17 protein-coding genes are annotated in these 21,809 nt (G+C 47.0%); 4 read left to right on the forward strand and 13 right to left on the reverse strand.

Going from position 1 to position 21,809, the window contains the following annotated elements:
- Positions 1–5: 5 nt before the first annotated feature.
- The 7 genes from Pcarn_RS20390 to Pcarn_RS20420 all read right to left on the reverse strand — a co-directional run bounded on the left by Pcarn_RS20390 (position 6) and on the right by Pcarn_RS20420 (position 9,768).
- Positions 6–1,721: an ATP-binding protein gene (locus tag Pcarn_RS20390; RefSeq protein ID WP_261836157.1), complete on the reverse strand. Its 1,716-nt coding sequence runs from the start codon at positions 1,719–1,721 to the stop codon at positions 6–8.
- Between the two features lie 19 nt (positions 1,722–1,740).
- The gene (locus Pcarn_RS20395) at positions 1,741–2,283 is read right to left on the reverse strand and encodes a heme NO-binding domain-containing protein (protein ID WP_261836158.1); all 543 of its coding nucleotides are present in this window, start codon (positions 2,281–2,283) and stop codon (positions 1,741–1,743) included.
- 102 nt (positions 2,284–2,385) lie between these two features.
- Positions 2,386–4,017, reverse strand: a complete 1,632-nt coding sequence (locus tag Pcarn_RS20400) for a glycoside hydrolase family 13 protein (RefSeq protein ID WP_261836159.1) — start codon at positions 4,015–4,017, stop codon at positions 2,386–2,388.
- A 161-nt stretch (positions 4,018–4,178) separates the two neighbouring features.
- Positions 4,179–5,837, reverse strand: a complete 1,659-nt coding sequence (locus Pcarn_RS20405; protein WP_261836160.1) for an ABC-ATPase domain-containing protein — start codon at positions 5,835–5,837, stop codon at positions 4,179–4,181.
- Between the two features lie 87 nt (positions 5,838–5,924).
- The gene (locus Pcarn_RS20410; protein ID WP_261836161.1) at positions 5,925–7,844 is read right to left on the reverse strand and encodes a sensor domain-containing diguanylate cyclase; all 1,920 of its coding nucleotides are present in this window, start codon (positions 7,842–7,844) and stop codon (positions 5,925–5,927) included.
- A gap of 118 nt (positions 7,845–7,962) precedes the next feature.
- Positions 7,963–9,162, reverse strand: a complete 1,200-nt coding sequence (gene fabV / locus Pcarn_RS20415) for an enoyl-ACP reductase FabV (protein ID WP_261836162.1) — start codon at positions 9,160–9,162, stop codon at positions 7,963–7,965.
- 3 nt (positions 9,163–9,165) lie between these two features.
- The gene (locus Pcarn_RS20420; protein WP_261836163.1) at positions 9,166–9,768 is read right to left on the reverse strand and encodes an arylesterase; all 603 of its coding nucleotides are present in this window, start codon (positions 9,766–9,768) and stop codon (positions 9,166–9,168) included.
- Here Pcarn_RS20420 and Pcarn_RS20425 point away from each other — a divergent pair.
- Together Pcarn_RS20425 and Pcarn_RS20430 are read left to right on the forward strand one after the other, a co-directional pair.
- Positions 9,767–10,468: an ABC transporter ATP-binding protein gene (locus Pcarn_RS20425; RefSeq protein WP_261836164.1), complete on the forward strand. Its 702-nt coding sequence runs from the start codon at positions 9,767–9,769 to the stop codon at positions 10,466–10,468. The genes Pcarn_RS20420 and Pcarn_RS20425 overlap by 2 nt on opposite strands.
- A complete protein-coding gene (locus tag Pcarn_RS20430) occupies positions 10,468–12,921 on the forward strand; it encodes an ABC transporter permease (RefSeq protein WP_261836165.1) in 2,454 nt (817 codons plus the stop codon). Before Pcarn_RS20425 ends, Pcarn_RS20430 begins: the two co-directional genes overlap by 1 nt.
- 291 nt (positions 12,922–13,212) lie before the next feature.
- Here the strand turns inward: Pcarn_RS20430 and Pcarn_RS20435 are convergent, their stop codons facing one another.
- Genes Pcarn_RS20435 through Pcarn_RS20445 form a run of 3 tightly spaced genes read right to left on the reverse strand, consistent with a single transcriptional unit; the run spans position 13,213 to position 15,546 of the window.
- Positions 13,213–14,151, reverse strand: coding sequence for a 5-oxoprolinase subunit C family protein (locus Pcarn_RS20435; RefSeq protein WP_261836166.1), 939 nt, complete (start codon positions 14,149–14,151; stop codon positions 13,213–13,215).
- The gene (locus Pcarn_RS20440; RefSeq protein ID WP_261836167.1) at positions 14,148–14,831 is read right to left on the reverse strand and encodes a 5-oxoprolinase subunit B family protein; all 684 of its coding nucleotides are present in this window, start codon (positions 14,829–14,831) and stop codon (positions 14,148–14,150) included. The genes Pcarn_RS20435 and Pcarn_RS20440 overlap by 4 nt, the downstream gene beginning before the upstream one ends.
- The gene (locus Pcarn_RS20445) at positions 14,821–15,546 is read right to left on the reverse strand and encodes a 5-oxoprolinase subunit PxpA (RefSeq protein ID WP_261836168.1); all 726 of its coding nucleotides are present in this window, start codon (positions 15,544–15,546) and stop codon (positions 14,821–14,823) included. The genes Pcarn_RS20440 and Pcarn_RS20445 overlap by 11 nt, the downstream gene beginning before the upstream one ends.
- Before the next feature lie 113 nt (positions 15,547–15,659).
- On the opposite strand from Pcarn_RS20445, the gene galE reads away from it, so the two are divergent.
- Positions 15,660–16,673 carry a UDP-glucose 4-epimerase GalE gene (galE, locus tag Pcarn_RS20450; RefSeq protein ID WP_261836169.1) on the forward strand — a complete coding sequence of 338 codons (1,014 nt, stop codon included), beginning with the start codon at positions 15,660–15,662 and terminating at the stop codon, positions 16,671–16,673.
- 322 nt (positions 16,674–16,995) lie between these two features.
- Positions 16,996–17,889 (forward strand): LysR family transcriptional regulator, encoded by an 894-nt coding sequence (locus Pcarn_RS20455; RefSeq protein WP_261836170.1) that lies wholly within the window; start codon positions 16,996–16,998, stop codon positions 17,887–17,889.
- A gap of 33 nt (positions 17,890–17,922) precedes the next feature.
- On the opposite strand, the gene Pcarn_RS20460 is transcribed toward Pcarn_RS20455, so the two are convergent.
- From Pcarn_RS20460 to Pcarn_RS20470, 3 genes are all read right to left on the reverse strand, one after another.
- Positions 17,923–18,822, reverse strand: a complete 900-nt coding sequence (locus Pcarn_RS20460; protein WP_261836171.1) for a DMT family transporter — start codon at positions 18,820–18,822, stop codon at positions 17,923–17,925.
- 64 nt (positions 18,823–18,886) lie between these two features.
- Positions 18,887–19,243 (reverse strand): YibL family ribosome-associated protein, encoded by a 357-nt coding sequence (locus Pcarn_RS20465; RefSeq protein ID WP_261836172.1) that lies wholly within the window; start codon positions 19,241–19,243, stop codon positions 18,887–18,889.
- Positions 19,244–19,323: 80 nt separating this feature from the next.
- Positions 19,324–21,687, reverse strand: a complete 2,364-nt coding sequence (locus tag Pcarn_RS20470; protein ID WP_261836173.1) for a bifunctional acetate--CoA ligase family protein/GNAT family N-acetyltransferase — start codon at positions 21,685–21,687, stop codon at positions 19,324–19,326.
- Positions 21,688–21,809: the final 122 nt, after the last annotated feature.

A 21,809-nucleotide genomic window follows, 5' to 3' on the forward strand; every position in this document is an offset into this window, starting at 1 on the left:
TATGCTTAAGGATGGCACCATTTGGTCAGTAGATGGAGCAAATCTGCGGCGCGATAAGGCTTGGTAAGCACATCATCCATACCGCAGTCGAAACATAGCGCACGCTCTGTCTTGGTCGTGCTGGCGGTAAGCGCGATGATGGGCTTTGTAAACGCTCTTTCGCGGAGTTTGGTGGTCGCCTCAAAGCCGTCCATTTCTGGCATGCGGCAGTCCATTAAAATAATGTCGTACTCTTTTGACTTGGCCGCTTCTAGGGCTTCAATACCGTTATTGGTGATATCTGGCTTGATGGAGAGCTTAGACAGCATCTCTTTTATGATGATTTGATTCATCTTGATATCATCTACAACCAACACGCTCAGATGCGCGAACTCCTCGGCCTGATTAGTGTTATCAGGCAGAAGCTCGGGTGCATCTTCTGCTTTGACGTCAGGAAGAGGAATAAAGCCACTAAAGGTGGTGCCTTCACCTGGTTCGCTCTCCAAATTGATATCGCCACCCATCAAAGACACAAGTTGTTGACAGATAGCGAGACCCAGGCCTGTTCCCTCATGATTTCGTTCGCTGGAGTCATGAGCTTGAATAAAGGGTTGGAATAGCTTTTCTTGGGCCTCGTCACTGATACCGATTCCAGTATCTTCAACCTGAAAGGCGAGCTTCTGTGCTTGCCACTTCAGGGTAAGGGTGACACTGCCTTGATCGGTAAACTTAATCGCGTTACCAATCAGGTTTACAAAGATCTGGGTAATACGCTCAAGGTCACCCTCTACGCTAGCAGGAAAATCAGCCTCAGTTTTTATCTGAAATTGAAGGGACTTTTCTTGAGCCCGGGTCTCGAAAATACCCTTGAGGGTTGTGATTAATGCCTCGAGCTTAAATTTACGCGGCAGCAGGGTAAACATATTGGCGGAGATCTTACTGAAATCCAGAAGGTCATTGATGATAACCCGTAAGAATTCACCCGATTGACTGAGGTTACTCACCAGCTCTTGTTGGTGATTGTTAAGCTGTGTCATCTGAAGGAGCTCTGAGCTTCCCAATAAACCGTTGAGAGGCGTTCTTAGCTCATGGTTTATCATGGCCAGAAAGTCTCTGGTGGCTCGTTCTGATTCTTCAGCACGCTTACGAGATTCGATGTTTCTTAAGATGATGTGCTGTCGATTCACTGCGCCGCAAAGCAAATCAGCAATGAGTTGCAGCGGCTTTTCAATGAACTCTAGGTCTTGGTCAATGGGTTCTATACCCGTACTCAATACTCCAATACGCTTACGATTAACCACTAGCGGAATAGAGTAGGTATTATCGCTCCAAGAGGGCTTAGTAGCATTGTTGGTATCTATACACTCACAGCCGAACTTATTCTTTTTTAGCCCAAGGTTTAAATCAGAGAGCAGACTGAGGGAGCAGTGAGCAATAACCGCACATTCTTTAATACGACTGACGTATTTGGCGAGCAACACATCATCGAGTTGTTGGTTTAGGAAGGTTTTACCGAAATAGATAAGAAGGGCATCCACCTGCTGTTGAAACTCTAGCTTTATTAGGTTTTGCGCAGATGATTCTTCCAGTTGTGCGACCGCCAACTCAAGCTTTTGGCTGGACTCGTAAAGCTCGAGACTCTTTTGCTCAAGAAGTACTTCAGCCTGTTTCCTAGAGGCGGTTTCGCGAGCTAACTTGCGTTGTAGGGCACGTATTTCGGCAGCTGTGGGTTCTTGGTTCATTGAGTGACCCTGTCACTATCTATGCTACAAGATTGAGTTTGAATCTTACTTCACTGCCGCTGTCATTCAATGGGCTCATCTCAATCGCCACTTCTTGATTGAAGTGTTTAGAGCAACCCTTGATCAGTCCAAAGCATACGTGGGACATACAGCGGGCACTGCGATAATCCATCACCATCTCTGTTTCTGACTCAGAGATAAAGTCAAAGGTAGGGGGCACGGCATCTGGATAAAGCTTCTTCACCTCAACATGGATGTACTCTTCCACGTGTCGGATAAACTCGAAACAGTTGTTACTGTTGTTTAGGCTAGCAGCAGGTGGCAGTGAGCGAAGCAGTTGTACAAACACCACCTCACCAAAGGTTTCTTGGAGCTTGTCGGCAGGGATTTCGGTAACTTTGCTTAGATTAACGATAAGCTTGACCAAGTCTTTGTGGTCATAACTGCCCACGCTGGTGTAGATGCCCTGATCGTTCGACAGTTCTAGCACTTTATCCAGTACTTCAAGACCAAAGTTGTCTTCGACGATCTCTAAAAATTCGGTAAAAATGATCCCTTTCATAATGCCGTCCTTAGCTAGGTTATGAAATAACTCTATCTTATAAAACAATTATTTAACAACTAAAAAATGCCCCCGAAGGGGCATTGTTGTGATTCAGTTAAATTAAAGCTTTATTGCAAAGGACTCATAAGGCTTGAGCTCTAGGTGAGTATCGAGGGCGCTTACTGCCTTATAGTTGAAGACCAAGGGTTCACCAGATACACCTTGAAGCTGTCGTGGAAGAGGGAGTTCTTGCACTTGGTCGCTGAAGTTATTGATGACCAAAATCTTGTGATCATTATCCAGGCGGATATAAGCAAAGATGGTATCACTCTCTTCAAATAGTGGGATGAAGTCACCATACACAATTACAGGGTATTGCTTACGCAGAGCAATCAAGCGCTGATAGTGATAGAAGATGGACTCGTTATCGTCCACAGCGTTTTGTACGTTTATCTCTGGGTAGTTTGGATTGACCTTTATCCAAGGTTTGCCCTCGGTAAACCCAGCATGTTTTTCCCCAGTCCATTGCATTGGTGTACGCGAGTTATCACGACTATTCGTGTGAATTGCATTCATCATGTGCTCATGGCTCACGCCAGCACTGGTTTTCACGTCATAGAAATTAAGGGTTTCGATGTCGCGGTAGTCATCTAGGGTGTCGAATTTCACATTGGTCATGCCAATCTCTTCGCCCTGATAGATGTAAGGGGTACCTTTCAGAAAATGCATGGTAGTCGCCAACATCTTGGCTGACTGAACCCTGTATTTGCCTTCACAACCGTATTTAGAGACCACACGCGGCAAGTCATGGTTGTTCCAGAATAGGGAGTTCCAGCCCTCATCAGCCAGCTCTACCTGCCACTTAGTCAATACTTGCTTGAACTTCTTTAGGTCTAGGTCGGTTGGGTTCCACTTATCACCATGCTTCCAAGTGAGTGTGATGTGCTCAAACTGGAAGATCATAGAGAACTCGTTGCGCTCTGGATTGCTGTACAGCTTGGCAATCTCTGGGGTTGCATCCCAGGTCTCCCCAACGGTCAGAAGGTCGTGCTTACCAAAGGTCTCTTGGTTCATCTGTCGGATAAGCGGGTGCAGGCGAGGGCCGTTACCAGAGATGCCTTTATCGATCTCCTTACCGATAAGGTCGATAACATCCAGACGGAAGCCACCGATGCCTTGGTCAATCCACCAGTTCATCATCTTGTGCACTTCTTGTTGAACCTTAGGGTTTTCCCAGTTCAGATCAGGCTGCTTTTTCGAGAACAGGTGGAAGTAGTATTGACCTGCTTCTTCATCCCAGTGCCAGGCAGGACCACCGAATACAGATTCAAAATAGTTGTGATCGCCTTTTTTCGGGATCTCATCTTTCCAGATGTAGAAATCGCGATACGGGTTATCTTTTGATTTCTTCGCTTCAATAAACCAAGGGTGTTCATCCGAGGTGTGGTTAACCACCAGATCCATTACAAGCTTGATATTGCGCTGTTTTGCCTCTGCAATAAGCGCCTGCATATCTTCTAGGTTGCCAAACTCGGGAGCAATATCTTGATAGTTAGAAATGTCATAACCGTTATCGTCCATCGGAGATTGATAGACAGGAGAGAGCCACAGTACGTCAACACCAAGCTCTTTAAGGTAATCAAGCTTTGAGCGAATGCCGTTTAGATCTCCGATGCCATCGTTGTTTGAATCACAAAAGCTGCGAGGGTAGATTTGATAGACGACCGCGTCATGCCACCACTGTTTTTTCATTTTTATCTGCCTTAGGGAATAGGTTAACTGAGATGAACTATATCCCTTGACTGACGCAGAAGATAATTGAAAATTTGGAGCTAGATATAAAATTAATTTATATCTTGGCAGTAGAAAAACGCCACCTAATCTTAGATTAGATGGCGCTTGTTATTCACGGTTTATCGAGCGGGTTTAAACTGAGCTTTGCGTAAGCGGTTTATTGTAGCCAGAGCGTCTAGCTTTCTTGGTTTTGCAAGGTCGCCGTTGTTTGGCATGCTCTGATGCCAGTTTGCATCTTTGAAGATGGTCTCAATTTCTTGACCAAGATCCTTACTCCAACCTGGCAGTTGAGAGATCTGGAAAAGGCTCCAACCTATGGCATTGATCTCGTTTGGCGTTTGTAGCTGTTCAAGGGCTGTGATATCAATAAATTCTTTACCAAGTCGTAGCGAGTCGGTGCCCTTTGCTGTGACTCGATACTTACCTTCAGCCAAAATAGTTTGTACACAGGTTCTATTGAATGAGCGCGGTGCGATATGAGTAAACGGTTTTTCTCCTTCACTTTTACGCTCGGTAGGGTGTTGGGCCACTACTTGCTTTGTTTTTTCGGTCACATCCAGCGCTTGATAGTCGTGCATTTGGATAACGTGATCGGCGTGATCAAAGTAGTCGCCTGAACCGCCCATGACAATGATGCTGCTCACTCCAGCCGAGGTTTTTAGCTCAGAGATGCGATCTACAAGTGGCGTGATAGGTTCATCAGATTTATTTACCAGCGCCTGCATACGCTCATCACGAATCATAAAGTTGGTTGCTGAGGTATCTTCATCAATTAATAACGCTGATGCCCCTGCTTCCAGCGACTCCTGTAGCCATGCGGCTTGAGAGGTGGAGCCTGAGGCATCTTGAGTAGAGAAGTCAGTAGTAGAGCGTCCCATCGGCAGGTGCGAAATAAAGTTATCGATATTCAGGCTATGGATACAGCGGCCATCTTCGGCTCGGATCTTCATGCTCATAGGATCAGTAACGCAGTATTCACGGCCATCACCCGGGATATGGTCGTAGATAGCAAGTTCTACTGCGTTTAGCAGGGTAGATTTGCCGTGAAAGCCACCACCGACTATTAGGGTAATGCCTTTCTTAATGCCAAGACCTGACACGTCACCTCGGTTTGGTGTGTTTAGGGTAACCGTCATTGACTCAGGCGCTTCAAACGGCACAGCATCTTTCATCGGCAGCTCACTGTTACCCGCAAGTCGAGGCAGGATAGCGCCGTTGGCAACAAAGCTGATAAGACCGTTTTGTTCAAGCTGAGAGCGAAGAGCGTCTTGGTCTTCGATTACCTCACAATGCTCGGTGAAATCCTGCTGTGGCAGTTCGCGCCATAGGGTGGCTTTGCGGATGGATTTTGGCAGATAGAAGGTAAGCAAGTTGATTGCCTTCTTGCCCAGCACAGAGCGACCTTCTGCTGGCAGGTTTACACGAAACCTAAGCTCGATGCCTTGTTCAGTAAATAGCACTGCGGTGTTGTCGAGCACGATCTGAGCCGTTGTGGCGATAGAAACGTCGTTATCTTGCTTAGTAAACTGAGCCAAGCTGCGAGCAATGAAATCGCGCGCGGCAATCTGGTAGGGTGCTGATTTTTCTTTAAGAAAATCCAATCCAGTCACAGACCAAGGACGAACGACTCTCAGTCTTGATGGTGATGCATATGGGTCGCCTTGAACCTGATCGATATGGAGGGTGAAATCTTTAAAATCGTACTGGCCTTTGATTTGTTGATAGGCGCGGTAGTTTTGTTTTTCGATTTTCTTGAGTTTGGAAATCAGCAGATCCATACGAGACTCTTATGCGATTGAATGAAAAGATAAAAACCCAGCATTGGCTGGGTTGTTTAGTCATTAGACCCTAATAATACTGTTTTTTCAGCGAATTGCTGAATAAGTTTGTATGGAGAGGGCTTGCCTGCTCAGAGCTTGTTCAAATTCTTTGCTATCAATCGGTGATTGGTACTTTTCACCCTCGGCAAACGGAGTATTGAACTGCATCAACCACTGTTCCTGCTCCTGAGTTTCTATACCAGTTAAGACAGGATCCAGCTTTAATTTTTCGATGATCTGCATTAGTGAGTATAGAAAGGCTCTATCTTCAGAGCTGTGTTGCAGGTTGTAGGTAAAGCTCTTGTCTATCTTGATACGCTTGAACGGACTGTGTTTTAGGTAACTGAACGAGGCGTGGCCGTGGCCAAAATCACTCATGGTTAGAGTGATCCCCATCTTAGAAAGATCATCCAATGCAGAACTTAGCGCTGCCTCGTTGGCCACTAGGTTCTTTTCTGATATCTCTAGTTCTATTGCGTCTGTTGGAAGCTTGAACTGGTTGAGATTGGTTTGCAGTATCTCAGGAAGCAGTTTAGAGGCAAATTGACTGGCACTTAACTTGATTGCAATGCGGAAATCAGGATTGTGCTTGCGCCACTTCACTGCGGTTTCCATCGCCTTATGCACTAAAAACTGACACATGGCATCGGCAAGATCGGGCTGATCGCACATTTGATTGATAGAGAGCTCTGAGACTGAGCCCAGAATAGGGTGGTCCCAATGTACGCTGGTGGTTGCGCTCTCCCAAAGCCCGCTGTGCACAGATACCTGTGGCTGAAAATGCAGACTTAAGGTCTGGTCTCGCAACGACTCCATAAAGTAGCTTTCCATACGATTAAAGCGAGTTCCACTGTCGATGCTCGCTTCATCGAAGAACAAGATTCGTTTGCCTGACTCTTGCGCACTTTGCATTGCCTGTCTTGCTTGCACCGTCACGCCTAGATTACGCTGCCCCGCGTGGGGTTCGGTGACAGACACCCCAATATAGGCTTGAAGCCTAAGGCTGTTTTCGCCCACTTGGAACTCTTGTGAGGTGGTGTCTAACACCCTTTGAATGGTGGAATCATACTGGCTGTTAGAGATGGGGTTTACTAGTGTATAGGCGATATCTGAACTGTGGGGACGGGCGACGATCTGTTTGAAATGACCGAGACGCCCTAGCTTCTCTTTGAGCTGTTTGATGACATTATCTAGCGCCTCCGCGCCGAGCTCTGTTTGTATCCTCGCACCATTGCTTATGCCTACATAGAAGACCGCTATCTCTTGGTTGTATAGGTCGGTTTGGTTGATCAACCGGTTACTCTCAAGCTCCCAAGCTTTGGCGTTTAACAGACCACTGCCGATATCGTGGTATTGTTGATAGTGCACCTCTCGTTCAAGCTGTTTTCTTCTAGAGGCCTCTTGGTCTAACTGATAGCTAAGGCTTGCAAGCTCAACGGTACGGTTGTGGATACGAGACATCAGTGCCTCATTGTTGCGTTGTAACTTTTGATTCTGATAGATAACAGTAAGCTGCGCTTCTACAGAGTCTTTAAATACCGACAGCAGTTCTAATACTTGTGGCTTGAATTGATTAGGCTTCACATCGTGGATTGAAAGGGTGCCAAAAGGACTGCCATTAGGCCAATGAATAGGGATGCCGAGGTAAGCGCGAATACCTAGGTTTACCACTGGGCTTTTCTTGTGCCAATCCGAAGATTCCAGGGCATTCTTGATGCGGAAGACCTTGTCATTTTTTAGTACGGTTTCACAAAACTGCTCACCGTTTAATGGAAGTGCTGTACCGACACGATAGGGGTTGTTGGGATTATGGTTGACGCAATACACCTCTAGCTGGTTGGCCGACAACCGGTTGATCGAGGCGATGGGTACTCGAGCAAATTGGGCCAAGATCTCAAGCATATCCTGCCAAGAGCGGTAGGTCTTGTTCGGTATCTGCAGCTTTTGTGTATCAACCCTAGGCATATAATCATCCTGTCCTTGAATGCTTACACACGTATCGCCTTTTTAGTCCGAGTGTTTACCTAGACGATACGTGTTGTCCATCTTCTAAGGATAGTCGCCATGTGTGGAGGGGTACAAATTACGGGGTGAGTTTAGCTAACTCTTCGAGCGTAAACTCTTGTTCATAATCGACGCCAGCAAGCTCGAACCCGTTCAATTGCATGAACTCTTGTTTAAATCCTAGATAGTCTCCTAACTGCATAAAATTATCTGCAGTGAGGTTTGGCATGATCTCGCTGACGCGGGCCTGAACTTGCTCGCTAAGCTCAAAGTCGTCCACACGAATCAAACGCTCCCCATCGACAATTGCTTCAGGATATAGCTTGTCTTGATAGAGACGGATCATCTGTTCAATGGGCGTTTCATGAACGCCTAGCTCCTTCATGGCGCGATATAGAGAAATCACATAAGGGGCAAAGGTTGGAATAAATACGCTCGCTTTGGTCACCAGCGCTTTACATACCGCCGCATAGGCACTGCCACCAAAGGGAGCAAGCTTCAGATTAACCGCGTGGCTAGCTTGGTGCAGGTCAACCTTGGCGCGCCCCAGTGTACCTTGATGATAGATAGCGTGTGTGGACTCAGGGCCAATATATGAAAAGGCGATGCTTCTTGCATTGGATGCTATAGCATCGGCGTTGATTAAGGTATCGATCCACTCTTGCCAATCTTCGCCGCCCATGACTCTTCGGGTGGATTCGATCTCCTCGCTAGTTGCAGGTTCTAGGGTGTGTTCCACCCAACTGTCTGTCTCGAATTCGATACTTGCGCCATGTAATGACTCACCTATTGGCTTTATGGCTGAGCGCCACAGTTCACCATCGGGTTTAGGTCTTACGCCGGTGGCTAGGCTGTAGATAATGAGGTCTACCTTGCCATCAAATTGCTCTTGTATGGCTTGCAGAACCCTAGCTCTGATATCGGCTGAGAAGGCATCGCCAACAATATTGGTTGCGATACGACCTTGTTGCTCCGCCAGTTCTTTAAAATAGATGTTGTTGTACCAACCCGCCGTGCCAACGCCTTTCTCACTCGGGCCACGCTCAAAGCTGACGCTTATGGTGTCGGCCTCGGCATTGCCAAAGCTGAGAGCAATGCGACTGGCGAGGCCAAAACCCGATGAACCGCCTAAGATTAATACTCGTTTTGGCAGATCGCTTTTAGGCGTACTGTTACTGGCAGTTTTAACCGCTTCAATCTGATTGAGGATAGCTTGCTTGCATCCGGCAGGGTGTGCGGAGCGCGCGACAACGCCTTTAATGCTTGGGCGGATTTTCATGGCTTAGTCCTTGATAATTGGCGCAATATTTTCAGCAACAAATTCTGCAATCCATGGCTGAGCGTCTGCCTTAGGGTGCAGTCCATCTTGCATCATTAAGCTATCGTCTGTGATGATCTGTGCTAGAAAAAATGGGATAAGTGGCACAGATTTCTCTTCGCTTAGGGTAGGATAGAGTTGTTCAAATGATTGCGTATAGCGACGGCCATAGTTTGGCGGGACTTGGATCTGCATCAAGATAACCTCGGCGCCATTGTCGCGAGACAAATTAATCAGCTGAGTAAGGTTTTGCTTGATCAGATTTGGTGGAAATCCTCGTAAACCATCGTTAGCGCCCAGTTCTATCAAAACGTAGTCTGGCTGATGTTGATCAAGAAGCTGCGGTAGCCTCGCTAGGCCGTTGCCGGTGGTGTCTCCAGAAACGCTACCATTGACTGTTTCTACCTCGACACCCTTGTGTTTGAGTTCATCAGAAAGAAAGGTTGGCCAAGCCTGATTTTGCGCCATTTGATAGCCGGCACTTAAGCTGTCGCCCAGCACGAGCAGAGTCGCACTTTGAGCCGTGAAGGAAAGAGTTAATAACAGTAAGGAAAACACACGTAACATGACCACATCCGTAATTCGAGCTGAATCGCTAACCAAAGTAGTTTCTACGAAACAAGAGCAATTAACAATCTTGCAGGACGTAAATTTAGACATAGTATCGGGCGAGAGCGTTGCAATTGTCGGTGCATCGGGGGCGGGTAAATCGACCTTGATGACGCTTCTGGCTGGATTAGATACCGGAAGCAGTGGTGAAGTGGAGCTGTTGGGTAACCCTTTATCTCATCTGAGTGATGAGGCGAGAGCCGAGTTAAGATCGGAATACATTGGTTTCGTATTTCAAAGCTTTCTACTCATTCCGAGTCTTAGTGCGCTGGAGAACGTGACCTTGCCATGCTTGTTGCGAGGCGAACCGGAGGATAAAGATCGGGCTATTGAACTGCTCAACTCAGTGGGCCTTGAAAAGCGCCTTGATCACGTGCCATCGCAACTCTCTGGGGGGGAACAGCAACGTGTGGCGCTGGCTAGAGCCTTTATGCTGAGACCAAAGATCCTGTTTGCCGATGAACCTACAGGGAACCTCGATCAGCATACGGCACAGAATATCATTGAGCAGCTGTTTGCTTTGAACAAGCAACACGGCACTACGCTGGTTATGGTCACCCACGATAATGCCCTTGCCGCGCGATGTGACCGAGTTTTCACCATGCAAGCCGGCGAGATCACCTCTGAAACGCGCTCAAAAAGCGCACAGGAGGCTTGATGCAACAGGTAGAAACTACGTCTCCTCCTTCGCAGAGCCTCAACCTCAATAGGCGTCTGTTGGCATGGAGCTTTAAAGAGATACGCTTTGGCCAGTTGTGGCCGATATCTGTGGCTCTGACCCTAATTATTGCGTGCGTTTTCGCTCTCTCTGCTTTAGCGGAGCGGATGGAGCAGGTCATCGTTAAGCAAGGTAAAGATGCGCTGACAGCAGACCTTGTTTATCGTTCTTCCAACCCCGTCCCGGAATCTTTGATCGCTAAAGCTGAATCTAGTGATGCTGAGATGGCGAGCATGGTGTCCTACGCCACTATGGCGTTTAGCGACCAAGATATGATGCTAGTGTCGGTTAAAGCGGTGGATGATGCTTATCCTCTACGCGGCGAGCTGATATTAAACGATGGTAGTCAGAATCAGTCGCATGTGGCGCCGGGGGAGTTGTGGCTCGATGAGCGAGTCATATCGGCTCTAAAGGTCAATTATGGTGACGTTGTCACTATAGGCGATGCCGATTTAACGGTCTCAGGCCGGATTAGTCAAGAGCCGGGCTTGACCTTCAATCCATTTCAACAGATGCCAAGCGCTATGATACACGCTAGTGACGTAGAGCGCACTGGCGCACTGCAGATGGGTTCTAGGGTGCGTTATCAGCAATTCTTTGTTGGTGAAGATGCCGTGTTGCAAAATCTAAAGCAAGGCATTGAACTTTCACCCAGCGATAGATGGCGAGATCATAACTCTCGCAGTCGCACGGGTGATATGTTTACTCGAACCACCCAGTATCTGTCTCTGACGGTTGCCATTGTGGTGATTATGGCGGCAACCACCTTAGTTCTTACCTGTCAGCACTATGTGAGTGGTAGGCGCACAACTGTGGCTATGCTGAAGAGTATTGGTGCAAGTACTAAATGGATTGGGCGCTGGTTGCTGATCCAAGTATTACTGCTTATCTCGATAGGAATCGTATTTGGCACAGGTATAGGCTATTTACTCGAGGTGTTATTGAGGGTACCGCTAGGTGGGCTACTGCCTGATCCTTTGCCAAGCTATGGCATGTTACCGGCAATCATCTCTATCTCCACTTGTATCTTGATCGGTATTCCAGCCCTAGGCATTCCAATGCTGAATCTTTTAAAGACTCCTGCGACCAATGTCCTTCAGCCTTCTGAGCCAGACTATGGCAAGAGCTGGTGGCTAGTGTTGGTTCCTCTAGTGCCGATGGCTATTGTCTACGCTAACAACACCTTGGTTTGGATAGTCCTTGCAGGCATGGTATTGCTGTTTGTGCTTTTGGCCGTAATGGCAGTGTTGGTATCTCGCTTGATAGGACGAGCCAAGTTAAAGCCAGCTATGGCGCTCGCGGTAAGTCGTCTCAACCGCTCTTGGATGGCCAGTGGTCTTCAGTTCGGTGCGCTAGGGTTGTCTCTTATGCTCCTTGCCATAGTCTGGCTGGTCAGAACCGATCTTTTACAAGACTGGCAAAGCACGCTACCACCGGATGCGCCAAACGCCTTTGCCATTAATATTGCGCCTTATGAGGTTGAAAACTATCTTAGCCAGTTAGATGAGCAGGGGATCAATCGCTCAGAGGCCTATCCAATCATGCGTGGACGCCTGGGTGAGATAAATGGTGAGAATGCGCGTGAGCGTGAAACCAACGGCGATACCGATGCCACTAGAAGAGAGCTTAACTTAACTTGGGCACAAGGGTTGCCAGTTCACAATGAGGTGCTTTCTGGTGACTGGGGCAGGCCTGATGGTGTGTCGGTAGAATCTAAAGTAGCAGAGGCATTGAACCTAAAGCTTGGCGACACACTTGTGTTTGTTATCAATAGCCAACGAATCGAAGCTGTGGTCAACTCCATCCGTAAGGTAGAGTGGCGTGAGATGAAGCCAAACTTCTATTTTATCTTTGCCCCCGAGTTGGTAGCTGAAATTCCAGGTGCTTACATGGTTTCATACCGACTCGAAGATAAAGATGACGCCTTTATTCAGCAGCTGTCGGCCAGTTTCCCAACTGTTAGCCTTCTTGATATCAGGAAGATGGGTGTAAAGATCCAGCAACTGTTAGAGCAAATCGTCTGGTCTATCACGGTACTGGCCGCGCTTGGCGTGATTGCTGGGCTACTTTTGATCTTCACCCTTCTGAGACTCAGCATAGCGCAGAGACAGATGGAGATCCGTTTGTATCGCACTCTAGGTGCCAGTAAAAAGCGCATCTCGACCACGCTGTGGTGTGAGTATGGTTTGATGGCATTAATTGCAGGGATCATTGCCAGTATCGGAGCCGATGCCAGTGTCGCAGGATTACTTCATTTTGGGTTTGATCTTTCACCAAGAATTCATCCACAGCTTTGGTTTGTTCTGCCGATCTTGACCTTTGTGGTATTGGCGTTAGTTGTGAATAGCTTGATCAGGCAACTTCTGATCCCAGTCAAAAATGGTGCACTATAGCCCCGTCATGAAAGGGCTGAGGGATGTTTCATGAAACCTAGTGTTAACTGGTAGAAGTGACATCTGTTAACATTTGGGGATAAAGTGAACTGTGCGATATTATCCACACCAATTGTGGATAAGTGTCGGGATAACTATGGATAAAGGGTAGGCCTATCTAGGTTTGCCCTTTATTTTTGGGCGCTAACGGCACTTCGTTATGCACAAACACAGAAATGTTAAAATTGCAGGAAATCGGTCAAGCACTTTTTTTAAATTTTAATGAATAAGAAGTTGTTATAAAAAGTGACATTAATCGTACGCTGAGTCGAAAAATTTCAACCATGAAACATACTCTTGGGCACTTGCATTGCCCCTAACTGGTACAAATCTAATCTGTTGGCCCGGTCTGGCTTGAGCGAGTTTAGAGATATCCATACGCGCCACCTGACCCAGCTTATGGTAGCCACCTATGGTTTGGCGCTCACACAACATGATAATAGGTTCACCACTTGGTGGGATCTGAATAGCGCCCAGAGCAATGGGCTCAGAGATTAGATCCGCCTTGGGTATCTTTATCGGCTCCCCCTTAAGCTGATAGCCCATTTTGCTCGCGGCAGGGCTTATAAGAAAGCTTTGCTGGAATAGCTTGTCATACTCACTCTCATCAAAAAGTGGAGCTTGAGAACCGGCAATGACCCTTAGTACCACCTCTTGAGTGTATTCAGGAATAAAGGTAGGACTCACCGAGGTCTCTTTTAGAATACCTATATTATCGTGTGAGGATAAAAGGTCACCAACCGCTAAGGGATTGCCGTTTTTATTTAGGCCGCCCAATTTGTCTTTTAACACAGTAGCGCAACTGCCTAGGGCTAGAGGTACGTCAAAACCGCCACCTACAGCGAGATAGCTTCTCAGTCCCTCTCTAGATGGCAATAGCTTGAGTATGTCATTGGCCTTTACGCGATAAGATTGCCAACTCGTGACAGGCTTGCCATTGATCAAGACATTGTTCTTAGCGCCTGTGATGGCAATGGTGTTTGCCTTTAATACCTTTGCTTCAAAACCACCTAGCGTTATCTCGATTGCTGGGCTGTTGTATGGATTAGCTAAGAGTTTATTTGCCCAATTAAAAGCATACTCATCCGCAGCACCACCTTGAGTAATGCCGTAGTGGGCGAGATTGGCTCTGCCTAAATCTTGCAGACTGGTTCCAGTATGGGCTTTAAGTATTTGAAGACAAGGGGTCATAACTGGCCCCCAAGCGTTAGGTATTCAGAGCGATTGATGGGAACGAACCTAATTCTGTCTCCCACCTGAATACGGCTTATCTGTTTACTTTGTGGGGTATACAGCTCTAACGGGGTTCTGCCAATAATGTTCCATCCACCGGGCGAGGTCTCAGGATAAACAGCCGTTTGTTTATCCGCGATGGCAACACTTCCTTTGGGTACCGCCGCTCTTGGTGCGTCTTGGCGAGGGAGTTGCAGCGCTTCTGGCACTTCAGCCATAAAAGCAAACCCTGGAGCAAAGCCCAAAGCGTAGACTTGATAAAGCTCAGTGCTGTGAATAGACGCTATCTCCTGTATAGATAGGCCTTTGTATAAGGCGATATCAAGGCAGGTTTCCGGTCCGTAATAGGTAGGGATTTCAATAACGCGTGTTTCTGAGTTAGATACTGTGACTGTTCTTGCTAAGGTCAAGATCTGACTGATCTCGGTGATGGCCTTATTCGCATCAAAGATAGAAGGGGTAAACTCTAGAAGCAGAGTAGTATAGCTTGGAACCGCTTGCACCAGCTCTGCTTTATAGTGCTGTAACAGATGCTCACGAGCGTGATTAATAAGTGGCGGCAATCTAGGGTCTATGACATCAGAAAATCGGATCAGCAAGCAAAATTCACCGACTGGATCTATGGATTTAACCTGCATCGATAAGGGCTCTTACCTTGGCGGTTATCTCAACCGCAATTGGATTGTCTCCGTGAACGCATAGGGTATCGGCTTGCAATTTAATCTCATCTCCTTCAATCGATTTAAAGGGTCTATTGTGCAGCATGGCTTCCACCTGATGTTTTATCTCTTCCCACTCATGCATCACAGAGCCTTCCATTGTGCGCGGTGAGAGCAAACCCTTGCTAAGGTAGCGTCTGTCGATAAAGGCCTCTTTTATAAGAGTGACGCCGTGTTCTTTGGCAAGGTGGTCATAATCTTGATTTTGGGTGGCCAAGATCATGAGCGGCAGTCGGAGAATTTTAGCTGCGGCCAACAAAGCCTCAAAAATAGATTGATTGCGCATCATGTCGTTGTAGAGGGCGCCATGGGGCTTTATATAGTCCACTTGAGTTTGATGAGCCTTACAGATGGCATCCAGTGCGCCCGTTTGATAAAGAACAGCATTGGTTATCTCTTGCGGTGTATAGGTAATTGAGCGCCTGCCAAATCCTTGCAGGTCGTGATAGCTAGGGTGTGCCCCGATGGACACCTGATGTTGCTCGGCGAGAGAAACCGTATGTTGCATTATGTTTGGATCGGAGGCGTGAAACCCGCAAGCAATGTTTGCCATGTCCACCAAAGGCATTACCTTATGGTCGTTTCCCATGTTCCAGGCGCCGAAACTTTCACCCATATCGCAATTTAGTTTCATTTTTATCTGTAAGTTGTTGTTTCTATGAGCACAAGTATAAAACGAACTTTGCGAAAAGTGATGCTATTCCTTAATATAGTCAGCAGAACGAATACAAAAGAGTTGGTAATGGAATGAAAGTACTAGTGACAGGCGGTATGGGCTATATCGGTAGCCATACCTGCATTCAGCTTATCGAAGCGGGAATGACGCCAATCATCTTCGATAACCTTTATAACAGTAAAGCGAGTGTGATTGGTCGTTTAAAAGAGGTTACCGGTCAGGATATCGAGTTTGTTCAAGGGGATATTCGCGACCGAGCACTGATGGTAGAAACCCTATCAAAATTTGAGATCGACGCTGTTATTCACTTCGCGGGTCTTAAAGCGGTGGGCGAATCGGTAGAAAAGCCACTTGAGTATTACGATAACAATGTAAACGGAACGCTAGTCTTGGTGGACGCAATGCGTGAAGTTGGCGTTAAGCGACTGGTATTTAGCTCTTCGGCTACGGTATATGGCGACCCTCATACGGTGCCAATCACTGAAGACTTCCCAACCAGTGCGACAAACCCTTATGGCCGAAGCAAGTTGATGGTTGAAGAGTGTTTAACCGACTTCCAAAAAGCCAACCCTGATTGGAGCATTACGCTTCTTAGATACTTTAACCCGGTAGGTTCACATCCAAGCGGTAAGCTAGGAGAGGATCCTCAGGGCATTCCTAACAACCTAATGCCGTTTGTGGCTCAGGTTGCGGTGGGTCGTCGAGAGTTTTTATCTGTGTTTGGTGATGACTATCCAACTCCTGACGGCACAGGCGTTCGTGACTACATTCACGTTATGGATCTATCTGACGGACACATCGCGGCTCTGCAGAAAGTGGGTAACCGTGATGGTCTTCACGTATTTAACCTTGGAACCGGTAATGGCTCTAGCGTTCTAGACATGGTTAAAGCTTTTGAAAAGGCGAGTGGCAAAACCATTGCTTATAAGATTGCACCGCGAAGAGCAGGGGATATTGCTGAATGTTGGGCCGATCCTGCTAAAGCTGAGCAGGAACTTGCTTGGAAAGCAACACGTAGTCTGGAAGAGATGACCGAAGACACTTGGCGCTGGCAATCGGAAAATCCGAATGGTTACCCTGAATAATTCCGAATAAACGATGAATTAAATTCCCCACTGATTGATACAATATCTCCGAAGTTAAGTTTCGGTAGAGCCGAAGTGGTTAGTATCTTGAATCAGGTGGGGAAATAATGGAATTAGCGCTAATTGTTACGTTTATCGTTTCATGTGTATTGATGGTCACAAAAGAAATCAAAGCAAACCGATAAACATTTGATAGCTGTATCTTTTCAATTACAATTTTAGCTACAAAGTTATCCGAATAGTAAGCCAACTCTGTGAGTTGGCTTTTTAGTTTCTGGGGTTTAGTCAATAATCTCAGCATAAGCGATAAATAAGGAAGTTAATGAGCAGTCCCATCACTTTAGAAGCTATGCATATTCTCGACGCCATAGAGCGTCGGGGCAGTTTCTCATCTGCGGCCGAAGAGCTTAGGCGCGCTCCTTCATCACTGAGCTATCAGATCCAAAAACTTGAGCAAGAGTTGGATATCATTATCTTCGACCGCTCTGGTCATAAGGCGGAGCTGACTCCTGCTGGCAGACTGCTACTTGAGAAAGGGAGACTTATTCTTGCAGCTACCGACGAGATGGTGAGAGAGGCGAATAGCATCGCCAACGGATGGGAGCTTGATCTGACCATCGCCTTTGATGGTGTGATCCCTATTAATCACTTTTTTCCGCTGGTGGATAAACTCGCTGACAAGAGTAAAACAAGGCTCAAACTGCAAGAAGAGATCTTGGCGGGTAGCTGGGAAGCACTAAGCGATGACAGAGCTGACATACTTATCGCACCGCAAACCGGCTGGGTACTTCCAGAAGCAAAAACAGAGGTTGTAGGTAGCATTGGGTTTACTTGGGTTGCCGCGCCTGACCATTTTGTACATAAGCGCGCCGGAGAGTTTGATATAGAGGCCCAGACTCGATATCGCGTCATAGCTATTGCCGATTCAGCAAGAAGTAAGCCAGCGCGCAGTATTAATGTTCTCGAGAAGCAAGATAGGCTAACTGTGACTAACTTTGCAGCCAAACTAGAAGCGCTTGAACAAGGTCTTGGCATAGGCACTTTGCCAACACACATTGCAAGGCAAAAGATAGTCGAAGGCACACTGGTGAAAATCGAAGGCAGTGAAGAGCTCACCGCTCCTGTAATTATGGCGTGGAAGCGCAACCAAATGGGCAAGGCAAAGTCTTGGGTGATACGAAACTTATCTAAGATTTGTCATTTCGAATTTAGTTAAAACAATGCCGGCAATCGCCGGCATTGTTTTGTTTTAAGCTTTACTTGGAACAAGCTTATCGATGAGCTTATTGCCAAATACATTGAACATGGCGCCAAGCACTATTAGGCTGCCACCAAGGTAGGTCCAGACCGATGGAGTCTCGTTGAATATCCAAACCCCAAGGGCTGCAGAGAAGATGATTTGCACATACGAGTACGCAGAGGCTTGTCCTGCTGATTGGGTTTGCATCGCTTTGGTCAGGCCAAGTTGACCAACCTGAGTGAAAATACCCACCAGTATCAGCATCAACACAATATCAAAGCTTGGTACCACAAAATCGTTCCAGGTCAGTAGCAGTGATGCAGGTAAAGCCACAAGCGGGAAGTAGAAGATAATAACTGAGCTATCTTCTGTTCGGCTCAGTCTTCTCACTATCACGTAAGCGATAGAACTACCCATGGCACCAAGCAAAGCGATAAGGATACTGAATGTCGGTAGACTCTCGGTGCTGCCAGCTTGCATATTGGGCTGCACGATCACGAAAAGGCCAAGCAGACACAGCAATATGCATACTACAGTCGGTAATTTGATTGCTTCTTTTAGAAATACAAATCCAAGAATGGCGGTAAATACAGGGTGTACATATTGAAGTATGGTCGCTTCTGCTAATGGCAGGGTGGTAACGGAGTAATACACACACATCAGTGCCATGGTGCCGACAATGCCGCGCAGGGCCAATAGCTTCTTGTTATTTCCCCAAATAGAGATACCTTTTCGTTTTACATAAAGATAGCTGATGATGAGAGAGACAAGGGCGCGGGCGGCAACGATCTCGAAAACGGGAATGCCATGGTTTGAGACGTATTTTACGCACGCAGACATCAGCGCAAATCCGAGAGCGGATAAGAGCATAAAGCGCACGCCAGAAGGGAGCATGGTATCAAGGTTCATAGTGGTTATTGTCTGGGGGTGACAAAAAAAGACGCGTTGTAAAACGCGTCCAACGATAGGGTGTTTAGAACGCCTTAGGTGCGTAACCTGTCATTGCTTTAAGTTGCAGGGCTTTACCTAGCTTAGTCATTGGGTGAACAACGATAAGGCCTTTAACACGGCGCTTTAGTTTACCCATATCCGCTTGCTCTTCCTTAGTGATCTCGCGAGAAAACGCCATCGCTTTAATAGCTTTGCTCTCTTTGTTCAGATCGTAGCTTTGCTTGTGTTTTAGAGAACTAGCTTTCTTGGTTAGCTTTTCAATCTCGTCAGTGAACTTGCTAATCATTTCATGATCTTGACGTGATTTAGCCGCATCAAGTTTACGATTACATCTGTCGATGCGATTGTGAAGGTTTTGCAGCTCTTGCTTAGTAGACATCTCTATATTCTCGGTTGATCAGGGAAAGGGCGCAGAGTGTAGCACAGCGCCCACTTATTATCAGGCAAATTAATCAGTTATCACCTTAATGGTAGCCTCATTTCGGCCATACCTTCTTCAAAATCCACCTCAACGCTAAACCCAAGGGCTTTGGCCAGGCCTATCATGCCGCGGTTGGTTGGCATGGTAACGCCCTCTAGACGCTTGAGCCCCTTATTTTTGCTGTGGGTGATGGCTGCTTGCATTAGTATTTTACCTAAACCTATGCCTTTTTTATCAGAGCGGATAAGCACCGCAAACTCAGCGGTATTGGTGCGTATATCTGAGATTATCCGAGAGACGCCGATAATTTCATTTTCCACTACTGCAACTAACGCCATCTCTCGGTCGTAATCGATTTGGGTGAGGTTAGCTACTGCCATATGGTCAAACTCTCCAACATCACTAAAAAAGCGCTTATAGAGGTCTTCTTTACTCACCTTAGAGATAAACTCTGCATGAGTAGGCTCATCTTCGGGTTTAATAGGACGAATTAAAGCAAGGCTTTGGTCTTTGAGCTGGATCTCTTGCTCCAGTTCGATTGGGTAGGGTCTAATAGAGAGTTTAGAGTCAGCTTCAGAGGTCTCAATCCAACCATCCACAAAACTAAGCTCGCCTGTAGGGCTAAATGTCCCAGCTAGGCTGACTCTTTCAAGCTTTGGAATATCTACAACCAGCTGTGAGAATGAGACCAGATTTCGCGTAAGCTCGTTGAACATCTCTTCTCTAAGCGGTGAAAGCTTATGTTCACGCAGTCCGTTCTTTATAAGGGTTTGCGCCAGTTTTTGGTTGAGTGGCGGTAAGCCTATGGTTAGATTCTCGTCGCTGATTTCATCGCTTTTTCCTATGGCTATTACGGCGCCAAAGGTGGGGTCGTTATACATGATAAGGTTGATATGGATAGGCGCCATCAAGGTGGTGAGAGTGATGTCATAATCATCCAGTATCTGTTCTGTCGTTTCTCGAGACAGGGTTCGCGCCTCGGAGCCGATAAGCTCAATGGTGCGTTTGATCTGATGCGCTGGCTTGGTGATAGAAAGCGGGGTCTCCATTAACTGTACCTGAGTGGCTCGGTAACGCACTAAGTGCATAAATGCCATTATGCTGCTCTCTGGGGTGCGATAGGTGGGGATGCCTGCTTTGGCGAAGCGCTTTCTTGCTTCGGCTGCGCTGCTTTCTCCTAGCCAGTTGGTGAGGAGGTTCACCCTGCGCCTATGTGGGTGACTCTTGTACTTCTCGATAATGCTCGTCGCAACGTCCACTGGATCCGCCAGTGCTGATGGGCTGTACATGACCAAGATGACATCAACGCTTTGATCCTCCATTAGAATATCAAACGCTTTCTCTATTTTGTTTGTCTGTCCGTCACCAGATATATCGACTGGGTTTTGTTGCCAGTCAACTTGGCCGGTTAGCGATTTTAGAGACTCTTGGGTTTTTTCAGATAGCTCAGCGAGTTTTCCCCCGAGTTGGTCAAGGGTATCTGTCGCAATCACTCCGGGACCAGAACCGTTGGTGATGATAGCCAGACGTTTGCCTTTTAGTGGCACTGAGTGGGTTAGGGTTTCGGCGGCAGCAAATAGCTCGTGTGTGGACTTTACTCGAAGCAAACCACAACGCTCGAAGGCAGAATCGTAAACCAGATTTAGAGATTTATCCCCGCCATGATGTTGCATAGAGAGCGCTTTTGCTGTGTCGTTGCGTGCGCCTTTGAGCACCAAGATACGTTTGTTGCGGGCACACGAGCGAGCAGCCGAGATAAATCGCCTAGCATCTTTGATGTGCTCGACGTAGAGTAAGATCGCCTCGGTTTTACTGTGCATCGCCAGATAATCAATGACCTCTGATACGCTTACATCGGCCATGCTGCCAATGGAGATATAGGCTGAGAATCCTATATTTTTCTCTTTAGCCCAGTCCAGTACGGTACTTCCGATAGCGGCAGATTGAGAGACGAACGCAATCTTTCCCGGAGATACGGGACATGGGGAGAGCGAGGCGTTAAGGTTTGCCCAAGGAAGGACCAGTCCTAGGCTATTCGGACCAAGCACTCGCACCTTATGCTCTCTAGCCAGTGCCAGCAAGGTTTTAGACTCTTGTTTGTTATACACGCTGTTAGCTATCACTACCGCGACTTTTACGCCGGCGTTTTGCAGGTCATGAAACAACTTTTTACTGATAAAGTCTTCAATACAGATAATGGCGAGTTCGGTATTAACAGGCAGACTTTTTATATCAGGGTAACAAAGGATACCCGCAACGGAAGCGTGCTTGGGGTTGACTGGTAATATGGTTCCAGTGAAATCTCCACCCAGGAGGTTCTTGATAATGACATTACCCGGTGAGAAAGGTCGATTTGAGGCACCAATGACGGCGACACTTCGAGGATTGAAGAGAGAGTCCATAGATAAAGAGTCCGTAGGCGATGACGTGATGCTTCAATATTAAGGCAATTCCCATGGGGTTTGAGGCGTATTTGTTAATACTGGGTAAAATGTGCGCTTTTGATCACATGCATTTGCATAAT

It is taken from the genome of Vibrio ishigakensis (genome assembly GCF_024347675.1).
Lineage (GTDB): Bacteria > Pseudomonadota > Gammaproteobacteria > Enterobacterales > Vibrionaceae > Vibrio > Vibrio ishigakensis.

Excerpts from the sequence above, each read along its gene's own strand:
- Pcarn_RS20460 (WP_261836171.1), bottom strand. The coding sequence starts at position 18,822 with ATGAACCTTGATACCATGCTCCCTTCTGGCGTGCGCTTTATGCTCTTA.
- Pcarn_RS20465 (WP_261836172.1), bottom strand. The coding sequence starts at position 19,243 with ATGTCTACTAAGCAAGAGCTGCAAAACCTTCACAATCGCATCGACAGA.
- fabV (WP_261836162.1), bottom strand. The coding sequence starts at position 9,162 with ATGAAAATCCGCCCAAGCATTAAAGGCGTTGTCGCGCGCTCCGCACAC.
- Pcarn_RS20405 (WP_261836160.1), bottom strand. The coding sequence starts at position 5,837 with ATGGATCTGCTGATTTCCAAACTCAAGAAAATCGAAAAACAAAACTAC.
- Pcarn_RS20470 (WP_261836173.1), bottom strand. The coding sequence starts at position 21,687 with ATGGACTCTCTCTTCAATCCTCGAAGTGTCGCCGTCATTGGTGCCTCA.
- Pcarn_RS20400 (WP_261836159.1), bottom strand. The coding sequence starts at position 4,017 with ATGAAAAAACAGTGGTGGCATGACGCGGTCGTCTATCAAATCTACCCT.
- Pcarn_RS20440 (WP_261836167.1), bottom strand. The coding sequence starts at position 14,831 with ATGCAGGTTAAATCCATAGATCCAGTCGGTGAATTTTGCTTGCTGATC.
- Pcarn_RS20420 (WP_261836163.1), bottom strand. The coding sequence starts at position 9,768 with ATGTTACGTGTGTTTTCCTTACTGTTATTAACTCTTTCCTTCACGGCT.
- Pcarn_RS20435 (WP_261836166.1), bottom strand. The coding sequence starts at position 14,151 with ATGACCCCTTGTCTTCAAATACTTAAAGCCCATACTGGAACCAGTCTG.
- Pcarn_RS20395 (WP_261836158.1), bottom strand. The coding sequence starts at position 2,283 with ATGAAAGGGATCATTTTTACCGAATTTTTAGAGATCGTCGAAGACAAC.
- Pcarn_RS20425 (WP_261836164.1), top strand. The coding sequence starts at position 9,767 with ATGACCACATCCGTAATTCGAGCTGAATCGCTAACCAAAGTAGTTTCT.
- Pcarn_RS20390 (WP_261836157.1), bottom strand. The coding sequence starts at position 1,721 with ATGAACCAAGAACCCACAGCTGCCGAAATACGTGCCCTACAACGCAAG.
- Pcarn_RS20455 (WP_261836170.1), top strand. The coding sequence starts at position 16,996 with ATGAGCAGTCCCATCACTTTAGAAGCTATGCATATTCTCGACGCCATA.
- Pcarn_RS20445 (WP_261836168.1), bottom strand. The coding sequence starts at position 15,546 with ATGAAACTAAATTGCGATATGGGTGAAAGTTTCGGCGCCTGGAACATG.
- galE (WP_261836169.1), top strand. The coding sequence starts at position 15,660 with ATGAAAGTACTAGTGACAGGCGGTATGGGCTATATCGGTAGCCATACC.
- Pcarn_RS20430 (WP_261836165.1), top strand. The coding sequence starts at position 10,468 with ATGCAACAGGTAGAAACTACGTCTCCTCCTTCGCAGAGCCTCAACCTC.
- Pcarn_RS20410 (WP_261836161.1), bottom strand. The coding sequence starts at position 7,844 with ATGCCTAGGGTTGATACACAAAAGCTGCAGATACCGAACAAGACCTAC.